The sequence below is a fragment of the Isoptericola sp. NPDC056573 genome (assembly GCF_042793335.1).
Lineage (GTDB): Bacteria > Actinomycetota > Actinomycetes > Actinomycetales > Cellulomonadaceae > Isoptericola.
In genome coordinates this window covers 132,160-148,712 of the sequence record NZ_JBHTUY010000004.1, presented here as the reverse complement: position 1 = coordinate 148,712, position 16,553 = coordinate 132,160, and the positions used below count along the sequence as shown (strand labels likewise).

16 protein-coding genes are annotated in these 16,553 nt (G+C 74.3%); 7 read left to right on the top strand and 9 right to left on the bottom strand.

What is annotated here, in order from left to right; translation table 11 throughout:
• The first annotated feature begins 116 nt into the window (after positions 1-116).
• From ACFQ8E_RS08165 to ACFQ8E_RS08150, 4 genes are all read left to right on the top strand, one after another.
• Positions 117-1,808 (top strand): hypothetical protein, encoded by a 1,692-nt coding sequence (locus ACFQ8E_RS08165; protein ID WP_430550072.1) that lies wholly within the window; start codon positions 117-119, stop codon positions 1,806-1,808.
• A gap of 240 nt (positions 1,809-2,048) precedes the next feature.
• On the top strand, positions 2,049-3,830 hold the full coding sequence (gene leuA / locus ACFQ8E_RS08160) for a 2-isopropylmalate synthase (protein WP_430550071.1): 1,782 nt from the start codon (positions 2,049-2,051) through the stop codon (positions 3,828-3,830).
• A 95-nt stretch (positions 3,831-3,925) separates the two neighbouring features.
• Entirely contained in the window at positions 3,926-4,657 is a 732-nt protein-coding gene (gene recO, locus ACFQ8E_RS08155) for a DNA repair protein RecO (protein WP_430550070.1), read from the top strand.
• A gap of 16 nt (positions 4,658-4,673) precedes the next feature.
• Positions 4,674-5,468 (top strand): isoprenyl transferase, encoded by a 795-nt coding sequence (locus ACFQ8E_RS08150; RefSeq protein WP_430550069.1) that lies wholly within the window; start codon positions 4,674-4,676, stop codon positions 5,466-5,468.
• Between the two features lie 66 nt (positions 5,469-5,534).
• Here the strand turns inward: ACFQ8E_RS08150 and ACFQ8E_RS08145 are convergent, their stop codons facing one another.
• The 9 genes from ACFQ8E_RS08145 to ACFQ8E_RS08105 form a co-directional block, all read right to left on the bottom strand.
• Positions 5,535-6,590, bottom strand: coding sequence for an iron-siderophore ABC transporter substrate-binding protein (locus tag ACFQ8E_RS08145; RefSeq protein WP_430550068.1), 1,056 nt, complete (start codon positions 6,588-6,590; stop codon positions 5,535-5,537).
• 62 nt (positions 6,591-6,652) lie between these two features.
• Positions 6,653-7,543 carry an ABC transporter ATP-binding protein gene (locus tag ACFQ8E_RS08140; protein WP_430550067.1) on the bottom strand — a complete coding sequence of 297 codons (891 nt, stop codon included), beginning with the start codon at positions 7,541-7,543 and terminating at the stop codon, positions 6,653-6,655.
• Complete coding sequence (locus tag ACFQ8E_RS08135) at positions 7,540-8,613, bottom strand: FecCD family ABC transporter permease (protein WP_430550066.1); 1,074 nt, start codon at positions 8,611-8,613, stop codon at positions 7,540-7,542. Before ACFQ8E_RS08135 ends, ACFQ8E_RS08140 begins: the two co-directional genes overlap by 4 nt.
• Position 8,614: 1 nt before the next feature.
• Positions 8,615-9,661: a FecCD family ABC transporter permease gene (locus tag ACFQ8E_RS08130; protein WP_430550065.1), complete on the bottom strand. Its 1,047-nt coding sequence runs from the start codon at positions 9,659-9,661 to the stop codon at positions 8,615-8,617.
• On the bottom strand, positions 9,658-10,236 hold the full coding sequence (locus ACFQ8E_RS08125; RefSeq protein WP_430550064.1) for a DedA family protein: 579 nt from the start codon (positions 10,234-10,236) through the stop codon (positions 9,658-9,660). The genes ACFQ8E_RS08130 and ACFQ8E_RS08125 overlap by 4 nt, the downstream gene beginning before the upstream one ends.
• Before the next feature lie 33 nt (positions 10,237-10,269).
• Complete coding sequence (locus ACFQ8E_RS08120; protein WP_430550378.1) at positions 10,270-10,662, bottom strand: Fur family transcriptional regulator; 393 nt, start codon at positions 10,660-10,662, stop codon at positions 10,270-10,272.
• A 44-nt stretch (positions 10,663-10,706) separates the two neighbouring features.
• On the bottom strand, positions 10,707-11,630 hold the full coding sequence (locus ACFQ8E_RS08115) for a metal ABC transporter permease (RefSeq protein ID WP_430550377.1): 924 nt from the start codon (positions 11,628-11,630) through the stop codon (positions 10,707-10,709).
• Positions 11,631-11,644: 14 nt separating this feature from the next.
• Complete coding sequence (locus tag ACFQ8E_RS08110; RefSeq protein WP_430550063.1) at positions 11,645-12,520, bottom strand: metal ABC transporter ATP-binding protein; 876 nt, start codon at positions 12,518-12,520, stop codon at positions 11,645-11,647.
• Positions 12,517-13,506 (bottom strand): metal ABC transporter solute-binding protein, Zn/Mn family, encoded by a 990-nt coding sequence (locus tag ACFQ8E_RS08105; protein WP_430550062.1) that lies wholly within the window; start codon positions 13,504-13,506, stop codon positions 12,517-12,519. The genes ACFQ8E_RS08110 and ACFQ8E_RS08105 overlap by 4 nt, the downstream gene beginning before the upstream one ends.
• Positions 13,507-13,653: 147 nt before the next feature.
• On the opposite strand from ACFQ8E_RS08105, the gene ACFQ8E_RS08100 reads away from it, so the two are divergent.
• From ACFQ8E_RS08100 to ACFQ8E_RS08090, 3 genes are all read left to right on the top strand, one after another.
• Positions 13,654-14,607 (top strand): alpha/beta hydrolase, encoded by a 954-nt coding sequence (locus ACFQ8E_RS08100; RefSeq protein ID WP_430550061.1) that lies wholly within the window; start codon positions 13,654-13,656, stop codon positions 14,605-14,607.
• Positions 14,608-14,628: 21 nt separating this feature from the next.
• Positions 14,629-14,979, top strand: a complete 351-nt coding sequence (locus tag ACFQ8E_RS08095) for a YciI family protein (protein ID WP_430550060.1) — start codon at positions 14,629-14,631, stop codon at positions 14,977-14,979.
• 154 nt (positions 14,980-15,133) lie between these two features.
• Entirely contained in the window at positions 15,134-16,525 is a 1,392-nt protein-coding gene (locus ACFQ8E_RS08090; protein ID WP_430550059.1) for a glycine--tRNA ligase, read from the top strand.
• Positions 16,526-16,553 lie beyond the last annotated feature (28 nt).

The following is a 16,553-nucleotide window of genomic DNA, read 5'->3' as shown; positions in this document are numbered from 1 at the left end:
CGGTGTGACCGACCCGTCCGCGCGGGAGACGACGCGAAGGGCCGGCGTCGGGTAGAAACGGGTGCGGGGGCACGATGGCCCGGTCCCCTTCGGATCCCAGCCCTGGAGACGCACGCATGACCGATCCCGACACCCTCGACGCCCCCGAGCAGGAGCGCTCGCCGTTCGGCGGTGTGGCGGTCCGCGAGCTCGTGCGCGACGTGGTGGCCGCGTTCGCGCTGCTCGTCGCCCTCCCGCTGCCGTGGGACCACGCCCACCGTGGCAGCGACCGGCTGGAGATCGTGCTCGCGACCGTCCTCGCGCTCCTGGCGATCGCCGCCCCGTACCTGCGGCGCGGCGGCGTCGGCCCGTCGTCGTGGGACGTCCTGACCTCACGGCGCACGGTGGCGCTCGCCTGCGTCCCCTACGCGGTCGTCGCGGTCGTGTACCTGGTGCTGGACGCCCTCGCCCCGGCGGACGCCGCGGGCGGCGTCGGAGCCGGGCTCGCGGTCGGCCTCGCGGGTGCCGCGCTCGCGGCCGCGCCCCGGTGGGCGCACGCCCCGGCGGTCGTCGCCGGGGTGGTCGCGCTCGGCACGCTCGCGACCCCGGTCGCGGCGCTCGTGCAGGGTGCTCCCTGGGCCGTGTCCGTGGTCGGACTCCTCAACGCCCTCGTGGTGCTGGGCGTGCTGTGGTTCACCGTCGGGACGTACCTGCGCTCGGGCGACCTCGCCTCCGGCTACGTGCTGCTGGCCCTGGGTGGCGCCGTCACGCTGGAGCTCGTGCTCTTCGCCGGGGGCAACGCGGACCCCTGGTTCGAGAGCGTGCACGGGCAGCGCCTCGGCCTCCTGCTCCTCCCGGTGGTCGCGGCGGTCACGGCGCGATGCATCGTCGACGACGCCGCGGCGACGGCGGGAGAGCCCGACGACGTGCGGGCCTCCCGCTGGGTGGCCGTCGCGCTGCGGGCGCTGGCCATCGTGGCGCTGGTCGCGGCGTTCGTCGCCCTCGTCGCGCTGGTGCTGATCGTGGCGGACGGCGTCCGCGTGGGCCGCGTGCTGCGGCTCGTCGTCGGCGTGCTGATGGTCGGGGTCGCGATCGCCGCGCGGCGGTCCCTCGCCCGCGACCCGCGCACCGGGCACGCCGCCGCCGTGGGCGCCGCGTGCGTGATCGTGGTGCTCGGCCTGGTGATCGTCGTCGCCCGCGCCGGTCTCGGCACGCAGTCCAACGTGGAGGAGCTGCTGGTGGCGTTCGGTCTGCCGGCCATCGCGCTCGCCGTCCTGCTCGTGCCGCCGTCGGTCCGTGCGCTCGTCGCGTCCGCGCCCGAGACGCCCGATCCCGAGCCGACGCACCCGGCGTCCTCCGACCTCCCGGCCTCCGGCCCTGCGGCGCCCGAGCCCGCGCCGACCGGACCGGCGACGCCCGAGCCCGCGCCGACCGAGCCCGCACCGACCGAGCCGGCACCGACCGAGGCGGAGACGACGGAGCCTGCGACGGGCACGTCGCCGACCCCGGTGGCCGCGGCCGCGTCCCGCCCGGCGCCCCGCCCCGTCGACGCGACCCAGCAGATGGAGCCCGTCCGCGCCGCCCTCGCGCCCGACTCCACGCAGGTGCTCCCGCCCGTGCAGGCGCCGCCCGCCCAGGCGCCGGGGTGGTCGGTGGCCCAGGCGATGGACCCGTCGACGCCGCTCGCGGACCTCGCGCGGATCTCGGCGGAGGCACCCCACCTGCGCTCGTACGTGGCCGCGAACCCTTCGACCTATCCGGCGCTGCTGGACTGGCTCGGCGCCCTCGGAGACCCCGCCGTCGACGCCGCGCTGCGCTCCCGGCGCTAGGTCAATACGCTGCGGCAAGGCGGGCGTCCGGTCGGATCCTGGACGCCTCAGGCGACGCCCTGACGAAGGTGTACGGTGGCAGCGTGCAGCGCACGGTGAGCCTTCTCCTTCGGTGCCGCGGCGGGGCCCTCTAAGGCCGGACCCCCGTCGCGGAGGTTGTGGCGCGCCGGCCGACTGGTCATGACCGACGACCCCACCCGGATCGGCGGTCACCGAGCCCCCACCGAAGGACGCGACACCATGCAGAACCATCACCCTCAGGGCATCGCCGGCGCCAACCCCCAGCGCCCCTCCGGGATGCCGTACACGCGATACCTCCCGTTCCACGAGCAGATCGCCGTCGACCTGCCGGACCGGACGTGGCCCGACAAGCGCATCACCAAGGCCCCCCGCTGGTGCGCCGTCGACCTGCGCGACGGCAACCAGGCCCTGATCGAGCCGATGGACGCCGAGCGCAAGCTGCGCATGTTCGACCTGCTCGTGCAGATGGGCTACAAGGAGATCGAGGTCGGCTTCCCGTCCGCGTCGCAGACGGACTTCGACTTCGTGCGCCAGCTCATCGACACCGGCCGCATCCCCGACGACGTGGTCATCCAGGTGCTCACGCAGTGCCGCGACCACCTCATCGAGCGCACCTACGACGCCATCCGCGGCGCCAAGCAGGCGATCGTGCACATCTACAACTCGACGTCGATCCTGCAGCGCGAGGTCGTGTTCCGCAGCGACATGGACGGCATCGTCGACATCGCCCTGCAGGCCGCGCGCCTGTGTCGCAAGCTCGAGGAGACCGTCCCCGAGACGACGGTGTACTACGAGTACTCGCCCGAGTCGTACACCGGCACGGAGCTCGAGTTCGCCGCCCGCATCTGCAACGAGGTGCTGGAGGTGCTGGAGCCGACGGCCGAGCGCCCGGTGATCGTCAACCTGCCGGCGACGGTCGAGATGGCCACCCCGAACGTCTACGCCGACTCGATCGAGTGGATGAACCGGAACCTGGCGTTCCGCGAGCACGTCGTGCTGTCGCTGCACCCGCACAACGACCGGGGCACCGCCGTCGCCGCCGCCGAGCTCGGCTACCAGGCCGGCGCCGACCGCATCGAGGGGTGCCTGTTCGGCAACGGCGAGCGGACCGGCAACGTCGACCTGGTGACGCTCGGCATGAACCTGTTCAGCCAGGGCGTCGACCCGCAGATCGACTTCACCGTCGGCGGCGGCATCGACGGGATCCGCCGCACGGTCGAGCACTGCAACCAGATCCCCGTGCACGAGCGGCACCCGTACGTGGGCGACCTCGTCTTCACCGCGTTCTCCGGCTCCCACCAGGACGCGATCAAGAAGGGCTTCGAGCACATGGCGGCCCGCGCGGAGGCGGAGGGCAAGCCGGTCGACGAGCTCACCTGGGGCGTGCCGTACCTGCCCATCGACCCGAAGGACGTGGGTCGGTCGTACGAGGCCGTCATCCGCGTGAACTCGCAGTCCGGCAAGGGCGGCATCGCGTACCTGCTGTCCACCGAGCACTCGCTGGACCTGCCGCGTCGCCTGCAGATCGAGTTCTCCGGCGTCGTGCAGCACTACACGGACACCGACGGCAGCGAGGTCACCGGATCCGACATCTGGCGGATCTTCAGCGACGAGTACCTGCCCGTCGAGGTGGGCGACCCGCGGGGGCTGGAGCCGTGGGGCCGCCTGCGGCTGCGCGAGACCCGGACGACGTCGGCCGAGGGCGGCGTCACCGCGCTCGCCGTCGACGTCCTGGACCAGGGCGTGGAGCACACGCTGGAGGGCACCGGCAACGGGCCGCTCGCCGCGTTCGTCGACGCGATCTCGAAGGTCGGCGTGGACGTGCGGGTGCTCGACTACGCGGAGCACGCCCTGTCCGAGGGCGGCGACGCCACCGCCGCGGCCTACGTCGAGTGCCAGGTGGGCGACGACGTGCTGTGGGGCGTCGGCATCGACCCGTCCATCACGACGGCGTCGCTCAAGGCGATCGTGTCGGCCGTGAACCGCGCCGCCCGCGCCTGACCCGTCCCGCGAGCCATCAGGGCCAGGGCCAGGGCCACGTCCGCGTGGCCCTGGCGCTGACCTGTTTCGTGGGCGGGGGCTGAGAGAATGGGCCCGTGCCCCTGTACCGAGACGACGCGATCGTGCTGCGCACCCACAAGCTGGGCGAGGCCGACCGGATCGTCACGTTCCTCACCCGCGAGCACGGCAAGGTGCGCGGGGTCGGCCGCGGGGTGCGGCGCACGTCGTCGCGCTTCGGGGCGCGGCTGGAGCCGTTCATGGTCGTGGACGTGCAGCTGCACACCGGGCGCAACCTCGACACCGTGACGCAGGTGGAGACGGTGGGGGCCTACGCCCGCGCCATCTGCGAGGACTACGCGCTGTACACGTCCGGCGCGGCGATGCTCGAGGCCGCCGACCGCCTGGTCGCCGCGGAGCACGAGCCCGCCGTGCAGCAGTACTGGCTGCTCGCCGGGGCCCTGCGGGCGCTGGCCGAGCGCGCGCACGCGCCGGGCCTGGTGCTCGACTCGTACCTGCTGCGCGGGCTCGCCGTCGCCGGCTGGGCGCCGTCGTTCACCGACTGCGCCCGCTGCGGCGAGCCCGGCCCGCACCACGCGTTCTCGGTCGGACAGGGCGGCGCGGTGTGCTCCCGCTGCCGGCCGCCGGGCTCCACCGCACCCGCTCCGGAGACCTTCGCGCTGCTCGGCGCCCTGCTCGGCGGGGACTGGGAGACGGCGGACGCCTCCGAGACGCGCCACCGCACCGAGGCCTCGGGGCTGGTCGCCGCCTACTCCCAGTACTACCTGGAGCGCACGCTGCGCTCGCTGCGCATGATCGAGCGCACATGATCGAGAGAGAGGCCTGATGCCCCGTTCGTCCGTCGAGTACGCCGAGCCCTACCCGCACCCCTCGGGCGCGACGCCGCCGAACATCCCCGCGCAGTTCGTGCCGAACCACGTGGCGATCGTCATGGACGGCAACGGCCGGTGGGCCAACGCGCGCGGGCTGCCGCGGGTGGAGGGGCACAAGCAGGGGGAGAAGTCCCTGCTCGACGTCGTGGCCGGCGCCGTGCAGATCGGCGTCCGGCACGTCTCCGCGTACGCGTTCAGCACGGAGAACTGGAAGCGGTCGCCGGACGAGGTGAAGTTCCTCATGAACTTCAACCGCGACGTCATCCGCCGGCGACGCGACGAGATGTCGTCGTGGGGCGTGCGCATCCGTTGGGCCGGCCGCCGGCCGAAGCTGTGGGGCTCGGTGATCAAGGAGCTGCAGGTCGCCGAGGAGATGACCCGGGAGAACGACCGCTGCACGCTGACGATGTGCGTCAACTACGGCGGGCGGGCGGAGATCGCCGACGCCGCGGCCGCCATCGCGCGCGAGGCTGCGGCGGGGAGGCTGAACCCGGCGCGGGTCTCGGAGAAGACCGTCCAGAAGTACCTCGACGAGCCCGACCTGCCGGACGTCGACCTGTTCCTGCGCTCGTCGGGGGAGCAGCGCACCTCGAACTTCATGATCTGGCAGGCGGCGTACGCCGAGATGGTGTTCCTGCCCGAGCCGTGGCCCGACGTCGACCGTCGGCACCTGTGGCGGGCCGTGGAGGAGTTCGCGCGCCGCGACCGCCGTTACGGCGGGGCCGTCGACACCCCCGACGCCGGCTGAACGAGCAGGAACCCCCGCCCGGTCGTGGCGACCGGGCGGGGGTTCCTGCGTGATCGGGCGGCGGGATCAGTCGCCGAGCACCGTCGCCATGGAGTCGACGAGGGCGGGCAGACCCTTCTCCCAGTACACCGACAGGGCGGTGGGCGGCGACACGGCGGACACCTCCGCCGTCCCGACGACCTTCACGACCTTCCCGGCCTTGACCGCGGGGATCGCCTGGAGGTCCTTGTTGTCGTCGAAGGCCTGGGCGGCCTCGTCGCTGGCCGAGTAGGAGATGACGAAGTCCGAGTCGAGCTTGTCCAGCTCCTCGTAGGACAGGTCGTAGTAGAAGCTGCCGTTCGACGTGTCGAGCTCCGTGACCGAGGGCGCGTTCTTCACGCCCAGGCCCTCGAGGAACACGGTCCGCGGGTCCAGCGGCGTGTAGACGGAGACGATGCCCTTCGTCGGGTCGTCGTAGATCGCCGCGAACGTCTTGCCGGCGAACTCCGGGTGCTCGGCGGCCTGCTGGGCGACGAAGTCGTCGATGTCGCCGAGCACCTGGTCGCCCACGTCCGAGCGGCCGAGGGCCTCGGCCGTGAGCGTGATCGTGTCCTGCCACGTGGTGGTCCACGGGGCGTCGGGGTAGGCGACGACGGGGGCGATGTCGCTCAGGACGTCGTACTGCTCCTGGGTGAGCCCGGAGTAGGGCGCCACGATGAGGTCGGGCTTCGCCTCGACGAACTCCTCGTAGGGCACCGTCGAGCCGCCCTCGGGGTCGGACAGGATGGCGGGCTTGTCCACGCCCTCCTCGTCGTAGGCGTCCTCGACCCACGGCAGCAGCGCGTCCTCGCCGACGGTGTAGATCTGCTCGGCGACCGCGACCGGGTAGACGCCGGCGGCGATGGCGGCCTCGGTGGAGCCCCAGCCCCACGTGGCGACGCGCTGCGGCGCCTTCTCGATCACCGTCTCGCCGAGCGCGTGCTCGATCGTGATCGGGAACTCGTCGGTGGGCTCGGAGCGGACGTTGCCCGAGGCGGCCGACTGGCCGCTCTCCGGGGCGTCGTCGGAGGCGCAGCCGGCGAGGGTCAGGGCGGCCGTCGCCGCGAGGGCGGCGGCAGCGGTGAGAGGACGGCGAAGACGCACGAGTTCTCCTCGGTTGCTCGCGCCGGCGGCGCGAGAGGAACAATAGGTGAGGCGAGCCTAACCTATCTCGGGCCGTCGCCGTGCGTCCGGCCGAGGGGGACGACGAGTGGCGTTCCCGACACCGGGTCCGGCACGACCTGCGCCCGCAGGCCGAACGCCGCATGCACCGAGGCGGCGGTGAGCACGTCACCGGGGCGGCCCTCGGCCACCACCTGCCCGGCGCTCATCACCACCAGGTGGTCGGCGTACCGGGCGGCCAGGTTGAGCTCGTGCAGCACCATCACCACGGTGGTGCCCCGGGTGCGGTTCAGCTCGGTCAGCAGGTCGAGCAGGTCGACCTGGTGGGCGAGGTCGAGGTACGTGGTGGGCTCGTCGAGCAGCACGACGTCGGTCTCCTGCGCCAGCACCATCGCGATCCACACCCGCTGGCGCTGGCCGCCCGACAGCTCGGCGACGGGGCGGTCGGCGAGGTCGGCGACCCCGGTGGCCTCCAGGGCGCGCAGCACCGCGCCGTCGTCGGTGGAGCTGTGCCGGCCGAACCACCCCTGGTGGGGATACCGGCCGCGGCCCACGAGCTCCGCGACGCGGACGCCGTCGGGCGCGATCGACGACTGCGGCAGCACGCCGACCCGCCTCGCCAGCTCCTTGCGCGACAGGCCGCCCACGTCCTCGCCGCCCAGCGTCACGCGGCCGCCGTCGAGCGGGTGCAGGCGCGCCAGGCCCCGCAGGAGGGTCGACTTGCCGCAGGCGTTGGGGCCGACGATCGCCGTCACGCGGCCGGCGGGGAGCTCCAGGTCGAGCCCGTCGATCACGCGGTGCCCGTCGTACCCGAGGCTCACGCCGTGCGCGCGCAGCGTGACGTCCGGCGCCGCCTCCCGGCGCGTGCCGGACGTCGTGCCCGGCGTCGCGTCAGGACGCGCGGGCGGCGCGGAGGGCCGGTGCACGTCGGTCATGCGAGCCTCTTCCTTCGGTCGGTGGCCAGGAGCCACAGCAGGTACGGGGCGCCGATCAGCCCGGTCACGATGCCCGTGGGTGCCTCGAGGCCGAACAGCAGGTGCTGACCCACGACGTCCGCGGCGAGCACGAGGACGGCGCCGGTGAGCACTGAGACGGCGAGGGCGGCGCCGCCGTCGGACAGCAGGCGGCGCGCGATCGCGGGGGCCACGAGGGCCACGAACGCGAGCGGGCCGACGAACGACGTCGCGACCCCCACCAGGCCGACGGCCAGCAGCAGGGACGTCACGCGGGCGGCGTCGACGGGGACGCCGAGGGCGCGCGCGTTGTCGTCGCCGAGCGCGAGCGGGCCCTGCCACCGTGAGACGGCGGCGATCCCGGCGCCGAGGACCAGGGCGGCCGCGGCGAAGGCCACGAGGTCCGCGCCGCGCACGTCGGCCACGCTCCCGACCGTCCACACGAGGGCGGACTGGGCGGCGCGGATCTCGACGCTCGCCAGCAGCCAGGCCAGCAGCGACGAGCACAGGTAGGCGAAGCCGACGCCGACCAGGACGAAGCGGATCGAGTGCAGGCCCTGGCGCCACGCGAACAGCCAGATGGCGATCGCGACGACGAGCGCGCCCACGAACGCCGCCCCGGACACGGCCAGGCCGGTGAGTCCCAGCACGAGCATCGCGGTGACCGCGCCGAGGCTCGCGCCGCTGGCGATGCCGAGGATGTCCGGGCTGGCGAGCGGGTTGCGCAGGGTGGTCTGGAACATGGCGCCCGCGAGCCCGAAGGACGCGCCCGCGAGGACGGCCGTCTCGATGCGGGGCAGCCGCAGCCGGTGCACGACGAACATGTCGGCGTCCGACCCGACGCCGAACAGCGCCGCCAGGGCGCGGCCGGGCGCGAGCGACGCCTCTCCGAGCGTGAGGGCGAGGGTCGCGAACGCCACGAGGAGGACGACGAGCGACGCGACCACGAGGGTGAGCCGCCGCCGCCGGCGGCGGCGCAGGGAGGCGACGGGGTCCGCGGCGGCGACGGGGGAGTCGGGGCCCGCCGGGCGGGCGGCGAGGTCGGCGGTCATCTCACACCCCCGCCACGGTCCGGCCGCGGGCCACGGCCACGAGGACGGGGGCGCCGATCGCGGCGGCGACGACGCCGGCCTCGAGCTCGGAGTGCGGCAGCACCAGGCGTCCGACGACGTCGGCCCCCAGCAGCATCACGGGGCCCAGGACGGCGGTCAGCGGGACGATCCAGCGGTAGTCCGTGCCGACCAGGCGCCGGGCGGCGTGCGGCACGGCGAGCCCGACGAGGGCGATGGGGCCGGCCAGCGCCGTCGCCGTCCCGGCGAGCAGGATGACGGCGACGGCCGTGAGCCCCCGCGTCACCCCGACGCGCTGGCCGAGCGCGGAGGCGACGTCGTCACCGAGCGCGAGCATGGACAGCCGGTGGGCGAGCGCCCCGGCCAGCACGACGCCGACGACGACGAACGGCCACAGCACCGCGAGCGTCTCCGTGCCCCGCCCGGTGAGGGAGCCCACCGCCCAGAACCGGTACATGTTGAAGGCCTCGGGGTCGCGCAGCAGCACCAGGGTGATCAGGGGCGTGATGAGCGCGGTGACGGTCGCGCCGACGAGGGCGAGCTTGACCGGTTGCCCGGCGCCGATGGAGAAGACCAGCAGCGCGGCGGCGGCGGTGCCCGCGAACGCGAACCAGACGAACCCGAGCGGCGAGGCCACGCCGAGCATCGACACGGCGATCACGACGGCGAGCGACGCGCCCGAGTTGAGGCCGAGCAGGCCGGGGTCGGCGATGGGGTTGCGGGTGACGCCCTGCACGAGGGTGCCCGCGATGCCGAGCGCCGCGCCGGCGGCGAGGCCGATCAGCGTGCGCGGCACCCGCTGGTCCCGCACGACGTCGTGGTCGACGTTCCCCGCGACCGGGTGGGTGAGGGCCTGCCAGACGGTCGCGACGTCGATGTCGCGCACGCCCAGCGCGAGGCTCGCCAGCACGACGAGGGTGAGCACCACGAGGGCGGCCAGGACCACCAGGAGGCGGCCGCGGGCGCGCCGGGCGACGAGGGCGGACGCGGGCCGGGCTGCGGGGGCGACGGCGGCGGTGGTCGTGCTCACGACGCGTCCTCGGCCGCGGGGGCGACCGTCGGGTCGGCGGGGCGTCCGGCGGGGTGTTCCGCGGGCGTCCGACGGGTCAGCCGGTAGGCCACCCAGGAGACCAGGGCCACCGCCCCGAGGCCGACCGCGACGAGGGTGACGGGATGGCGCAGGCCGACGGCGATCGCCGCGTTGACGGCGGCGGTGCCGACCGTCGTCCAGATGCCGGCCCACACGGCGCAGCCGGCGAGCAGCGCCGCGAGGTAGCGGCCGAAGGGCATCCGCAGGTAGCCCGCGGCGAGGTTGACGAGGGTCTGCACCCCGACGGTGAAGAACGACAGGGTCACCGCGGGCGGGCCCCAGCGGTTCACGCGCTCGATCACGGCCGCCGCGCCCGGGCGGGCCAGGGTGTCGGCGACCCGGCCGCGGGACGTGCCTCGGGCCACGCCGCGCCCCGCCCAGTAGGTGGCCTGCGCGCGCACCAGCACGATCCCGAACGCGGCCGCGTAGACGACCCAGAACGGCACACCGGCGATCGTGAAGACGCCGGTGGGTTCCTCGGCGGCCGCGGCGAGCGCGGGCGTGGTCAGGTGCACGGGAACATTGTGCCCGACTGAGGTATGCCTGCCCTAATTCGACCGGTCGTCCGCCGACCGGCACGCGGCGCAGGTGCCCCACAGCTCCACGGTGTGCTCGATGTCGGCGAAGCCGTGCGCGGCACCGACCGACGCGGACCACTGCTCGACCGTCGGGCCGTCGATCTCGACCGTGCTCCCGCAGGTCCGGCACACCAGGTGGTGATGGTGCTCTCGCCGGGCGCAGCGGCGGTAGAGGCTCTCGCCGTCCTCGCTGCGGAGCACGTCGACGTCGCCGCCGTCGGCCAGCGCCTGCAGCGTCCGGTACACGGTGGCGAGGCCGACCGCGTCCCCGCGGGAGCGCAGCAGCTCGTGCAGCTGCTGGGCGCTGCGGAACTCGTCGGTGTCGCCGAGGGCGTCCGCCACGGCCGCCCGTTGCCGCGTCATTCGCGGCGGTGCGGCGGTCCGGGCGGTGCGGGACGTGGTGTCGTTCACGGCGTGCACTCCTCCTGAGGTGCGCCCCGGCCGGCGCCGACCGGGGAGACGGCGACGTCGTCGGGGATGTCGGGATGCGGGTCGCGGGGCGCGCGCCGGCGGGCGAGCAGCGGGTGCAGCGCGGCGACCACGGCGTAGACGGCGATCGCGAGGACCACGATGAGCGCGCCGGGCGAGACGTTGTGCCAGTAGGTGATGGACAGTCCCGTGACGCACACGGTGACGCCCACGACCGACGCGACGAGCATCGTGCGCCGGAACGACCGGGTGACGAGCTGGCCGATCGCCACCGGCACGATCATGAGCGCCGAGACGAGGAGCAGCCCGACGACACGCATCGCGACGGTCACCGTCAGCGCGGCGAGCACCGCCACGGCCATGTTCAGCGCCCAGACGGGCAGCCCCGAGGAGACGGCGAACTCCTCGTCGTGGCTCACGGAGAACAGCGCGGCGCGCAGCCCCAGGCCGATGAGCAGGATGAGGCCGCACAGGGCCACGGTGACCCAGACGTCGGAGAGCGTCACCGAGGAGATGGAGCCGAACAGGTAGGCCATGAGGCTGCCGGACGAGCCGCCGGCCAGCCCGATGAGCAGCACGCCGCCCGCGATGCCGCCGTAGAACAGGATGGCGAGCGCCAGGTCGCCCGACGTGCGGCCGCGGCGGCGCACGACCTCGATGAGGACCGAGCCGGCGACGGCGGCGACCACCGCGCCGGGGACGGCGAGGACGTCGTCGGGCACGAGGCCCATCGCCGCGCCCACGAGCCAGCCGAGCGCGACGCCGGTGAGCGCGACGTGCCCGATGCCGTCGCCCAGCAGGGCGAGGCGCTTCTGCACCAGGTACGTGCCGACGACGGGCGCGCTCAGGCCGACCAGCAGGGCGGCGACGAGCGCTCGCTGCATGAACGGGTCGGTGACCATCTCCCACAGGCCGCTCACGGTGCCACCTCGTCCTCGGTGTCGTCGGGTCGCTCGAACGGGCCCTCGGCGAGGCGCACGTCCTCGGGGCGCTGCACGGTGCGGGCGTGCGCGTGCGGGTGCACGTGCTCGTGGGCGTCGCCGCCGTGGCCCGGCTGCGGGGTGGGCGGGGCGCCGTCGTGCACCACGCGCCCGTGCCGCAGCACGACGCAGCGCTGCACCAGGGGCGCGAGCTCGCCGAGCTCGTGCAGCACGACCAGCACGGTCATGCCCTCGGCCACGAGCCGCGTCATGGTGGCGGCGAAGGCCTCCTGGCTGGGCCGGTCGACGCCGGCGACGGGCTCGTCCAGCACGAGCAGCTCGGGCCTGCGGACCAGGGCGCGGGCGATGAGCACGCGCTGCTGCTGGCCGCCGGAGAGCTGGTGCGTGGCGTAGCGGGCGCGGTCGGCGAGGCCGACCAGGTCGAGCGCCTCGCGCACGCGGGCGCGCCAGCCGCGCGGCAGCCGCAGGCGCCGGCCGTGCAGCAGGCCCGAGGCCACGACCTCGGCCGCCGTGGACGGGACGCCGGCGGCGGCGCTGACGCGCTGCGGGACGTAACCGACGCGGGACCAGGGGACGGCGTTGCCGAGCGCGTGCCCGAACAGGTGCACGCTGCCCTCGGCAGCCGGCAGCACGCCCACGAGCGTGCGCACCAGGGTGGACTTGCCGGAGCCGTTGGCGCCCAGCAGCGCGACGACCTCGCCGCGGCGGACCGTGAGGTCCACCCCGCGCAGCACGGGGCTGGCGCCGAGGCGGACGTGCACGTCACGGGCCTCGATCGCCGGGACGGCGTCGTCCCGCGGCGGCGGGGGAGTCTCGGCCCCGCTCGGGGAGTCGGTGGCGAGCGTGGTCATGAGCACTGGAGCCCTTCGGTGAGCGCGGCCAGGTTGTCCTGCATGACCGAGACGTAGTCGTCCCCTGCCGCGGCCGCGTCCTTCGACAGGCCCTCGAGCGGGTCGAGGACGGCCGTCGTGACGCCGATGTCGTTCGCGAGGGTCTCGGCCACCTTCGGGCTGGTGAGCGTCTCGGTGAAGATGGTGCTGACGTCGTTCTCCTCGACGATCGCACCCACCTCGCGCAGCCGCGCGGGGGACGGCTCGGCCTCCGGGTCCAGGCCGACGATGCCCACCTGCTCCAGGTCGTAGCGCTCGGCGAGGTAGCCGAACGCCTCGTGCGACGTGACGAGCGTGCGCGACGCGCACTCCTCCAGGCCGGCGGAGAACTCGCCGTCCAGGTCCGTCAGCGCCTTCTCCAGGGCGCGGGCGTTCTCGGCGTACGTGGCCGCGTGCTCCGGGTCCGCCTCCCCGAGGGACGCGGCGACGGCGTGCCCGACGTCGATCACGCGCGTCGGGTCGAGCCAGAAGTGCGGGTCCTTCGCGCCCTCGGCGTGGTCGTGGCCGTCGTCGGCGCCCTCGTCGGCGTGCTCGCCCGTGTCCTCGAGCGCGTCCGCCGTCGCGTCCTCGCCCGTCGGCGTGCCCGGGTGGTTCTCGAGGGTCACCACATCGCTGGTGTCGACGACGTGCTCCGGCGACTGCGTCGCGACGGCCTCGTCGACGGCGGACTGGAAGCCGGAGGAGTACACGACGAGGTCCGCCGTGCCGATCTCGCGCACCTGCGCGGGGGAGAGTTCGAGGTCGTGCGGCTCCGCGGCCGGCGGCGTGAGGTTGGAGACGGTGACGAGGTCGCCGCCCACCTGCTCGGCGACGTACTGCAGCGGGTAGAAGGACGCGAGCACCTCGAGCGTGCCGTCGGCGGAGCCGTCGTCGGTGGAGCAGCCCGCGAGCACGGCGGGCAGGGCGAGGACGGGCAGGGCGGCGAGGACCGCGCGTCGGCGAAGCATGAGAACGATTCTCAGATAATTGAGAACGGTTGTCAACACGGCCGTGCGCCCGCCGGCCCGGAGCCGATCTCACCCTCTCCGGCGCGTCACCGGCCACCGGGCGGGACGTCCCATCATCGGAGGGTGCGGCGCGGGAAGGAGGGCGCCATGGCGCTGCAGTGGCGGGTGCGCCTGCTCGGGGCGGCGATCAACCGGGCGGTGGTCCCGTACGCCCGGATGTCGGACGCCACGCGGCACAGGCTGAACTCCCGGTCCGGACCCCGCTGGGTCGGCGAGGTCCTCAGCGGCCGCCCCGACCCCGCGGCGGGCGTGGGAGAGCTCGTCGTCCCGGGGCCGGCCGGCGGGATCCCCGCGCTGACCTACCGGCCCGCGGGGGTCGAGGGAAGCCTCCCACTGCTCGTCGTGCTGCACGGCGGCGGGTTCGTCTTCGGGCACCGGTCCATGACGGCCTGGCTGTCCAGCCACCTCGCGACGCGCGTCGGCGCCGTCGTCGTCGCGCCCGGGTACCGCCTGGCCCCGGAGTTCCCCGTCCCGGCGCCGGGCGAGGACTGCTACGCCGTCGCGGCCTGGGCGGCGGCGCACGCCGCCGAGCTCGGCGGGGACGGGGGCCGGCTCGCCGTCGTGGGGGAGAGCGCCGGGGCGACCCTCGCCGCGGTGGTGACGCTGCTGGCGCGCGAGCGGGGCGGCCCGCACCTCCGCGCCCAGGCCCTGGCGCAGGGCGCCTTCGACCTGCGCCCGGGGGCGCCGATGATGATCCCGCAGGCGGCCTGGCCCTTCGGGCGCACCGCCGACGCGCCGGACGCGGTCGCCGCCTACCTGGGCTCGGCGGGCGACCCGGGCGACCCGCTCGTGTCGCCGCAGCTCGCCGAGCACGCGGGGCTGCCTCCGGCGTTCGTGCTCACCGCCGACCATGACTACCTGCGCGAGGACGGGGAGCGCTACGGCGCGGCGCTGCGCGCGGCGGGCGTGCGCGTGGAGCACCTGCACCTCGTCGACAGCCCGCACGGCGTCTTCTCGTTCCCGGGCTGGTGCGCCGCCGCCGTGCCGGCGCTCGACCGCCTGGCGGCGTTCCTGCGGCGCGAGCTCGCGGTGCTCCCGTAGCCCGGTCGTGAGGAGGGCCCGATGCGGTTCGACGAGCTGGTGCTGGTCCGGCTGCTGCGCCCCGAGGGCTGGGCGCCGCTGCCCGAGGACGACGCGGTGGCGGTCCAGGACGCGCACCTGGCGGCCGTCGCCGACCTGCACGAGCGCGGCCTGCTGCTCGCGGCGGGCCCGGCGGAGGGGCCCGGCGAGCAGGTCCGGGGATTCGCCGTCATGACGTGCGGTCTCGAGGAGGCCCAGGAGCTGTGGGCCCAGGACCCCGCGGTGCTCGCGGGCCGGTTCGTGGCCGAGTGCACGGCGTGGCTCACGCCGGCCGGGATGGTCGTCCCCGGACCGGGCACCCCGCCGCGCTCGGTGGCCGAGGCCGAGGGGTGACGGGCCGGGTCGGGCCCGCCCGGGCCGGTGGACGGGCCCCGGTAGGCTGGGGGCACCGCAGCCGGTCGACGTCGGGCCCCGACGTGCCGACCGGGCGGCGTTCCCCGCACCGGCCCCACGAGCCACGTGGCGGCCCGACATCCAGGAGTGATCCGTGGCAGCACCGTCCCCGTCCGCCAAGCTCGACGCCGTCGTCTCCCTCGCCAAGCGGCGAGGTTTCGTGTTCCAGTCCGGCGAGATCTACGGCGGTACGCGCTCCGCGTGGGACTACGGGCCCCTCGGCGTGGAGCTGAAGGAGAACATCAAGCAGCAGTGGTGGCGCGCGATGACGCGTCGCGACGACGTCGTGGGTCTCGACTCCGCCGTCATCCTGCCCACGCCCGTGTGGCACGCGTCCGGCCACCTCGGCGCGTTCAACGACCCGCTGACCGAGTGCCTCTCGTGCCACAAGCGGTTCCGCGAGGACCACATGATCGAGGAGTTCGAGGAGAAGAAGGGCCGCGCCCCCGAGGGCGGCCTCGCCGAGATCGCCTGCCCCAACTGCGGCACCCGCGGGCAGTGGACCGAGCCCCGCGACTTCAACATGATGCTCAAGACGTACCTCGGCCCCGTCGAGGACGAGTCCGGCGTGCACTACCTGCGCCCCGAGACGGCGCAGGGCATCTTCGTGAACTTCTCCAACGTGGCCGCCGCGTCGCGCAAGAAGCCGCCGTTCGGCATCGCGCAGATCGGCAAGTCGTTCCGCAACGAGATCACGCCGGGCAACTTCATCTTCCGCACGCGGGAGTTCGAGCAGATGGAGATGGAGTTCTTCGTCGCGCCGGGCACGGACGCCGAGTGGCACCAGTACTGGATCGACACCCGGATGTCCTGGTACACGGACCTCGGCATCGACCCCGAGAACCTGCGCCTGTACGAGCACCCGGCCGAGAAGCTCTCGCACTACTCCACCCGCACGGTGGACATCGAGTACCGCTTCGGCTTCACCGGCAGCGAGTGGGGCGAGCTCGAGGGCATCGCGAACCGCACCGACTTCGACCTCAAGACCCACTCGGAGCACTCCGGCAAGGACCTGTCGTACTTCGACCAGACGACGAACGAGCGCTGGCTGCCGTACGTCATCGAGCCGGCCGCGGGCCTGACCCGCTCGCTCATGGCGTTCCTCGTCGAGGCGTACGCCGAGGACGAGGCGCCCAACACCAAGGGCGGCGTCGACAAGCGCACGGTGCTGCGCCTCGACCCGCGCCTCGCGCCGGTCAAGGCCGCCGTCCTCCCGCTGTCGCGCAACGAGGCCCTGTCGCCCAAGGCGCGCGACCTCGCCGCGGAGCTGCGTCGGAGCTGGAACGTCGACTTCGACGACGCCGGCGCCATCGGTCGCCGCTACCGCCGTCAGGACGAGATCGGCACGCCGTTCTGCGTCACGGTCGACTTCGACACCCTGGACGACGACGCCGTGACCATTCGCCACCGCGACACCATGGCGCAGGAGCGCGTGGCGCTCCCCAAGGTCACCGCCTACCTCGCGGAGCACCTCGCCGCCTTCTGACCGGAGCCCGCCTTCAAGGCGGAAGGGG

Bases quoted from the DNA above. Each gene is read 5' to 3' on its own strand.
- ACFQ8E_RS08165 (WP_430550072.1), top strand. From the start codon at position 117: ATGACCGATCCCGACACCCTCGACGCCCCCGAGCAGGAGCGCTCGCCG.
- leuA (WP_430550071.1), top strand. From the start codon at position 2,049: ATGCAGAACCATCACCCTCAGGGCATCGCCGGCGCCAACCCCCAGCGC.
- ACFQ8E_RS08150 (WP_430550069.1), top strand. From the start codon at position 4,674: ATGCCCCGTTCGTCCGTCGAGTACGCCGAGCCCTACCCGCACCCCTCG.
- ACFQ8E_RS08140 (WP_430550067.1), bottom strand. From the start codon at position 7,543: ATGACCGACGTGCACCGGCCCTCCGCGCCGCCCGCGCGTCCTGACGCG.
- ACFQ8E_RS08135 (WP_430550066.1), bottom strand. From the start codon at position 8,613: ATGACCGCCGACCTCGCCGCCCGCCCGGCGGGCCCCGACTCCCCCGTC.
- ACFQ8E_RS08120 (WP_430550378.1), bottom strand. From the start codon at position 10,662: ATGACGCGGCAACGGGCGGCCGTGGCGGACGCCCTCGGCGACACCGAC.
- ACFQ8E_RS08115 (WP_430550377.1), bottom strand. From the start codon at position 11,630: ATGGTCACCGACCCGTTCATGCAGCGAGCGCTCGTCGCCGCCCTGCTG.
- ACFQ8E_RS08110 (WP_430550063.1), bottom strand. From the start codon at position 12,520: ATGACCACGCTCGCCACCGACTCCCCGAGCGGGGCCGAGACTCCCCCG.
- ACFQ8E_RS08105 (WP_430550062.1), bottom strand. From the start codon at position 13,506: ATGCTTCGCCGACGCGCGGTCCTCGCCGCCCTGCCCGTCCTCGCCCTG.
- ACFQ8E_RS08100 (WP_430550061.1), top strand. From the start codon at position 13,654: ATGGCGCTGCAGTGGCGGGTGCGCCTGCTCGGGGCGGCGATCAACCGG.
- ACFQ8E_RS08095 (WP_430550060.1), top strand. From the start codon at position 14,629: ATGCGGTTCGACGAGCTGGTGCTGGTCCGGCTGCTGCGCCCCGAGGGC.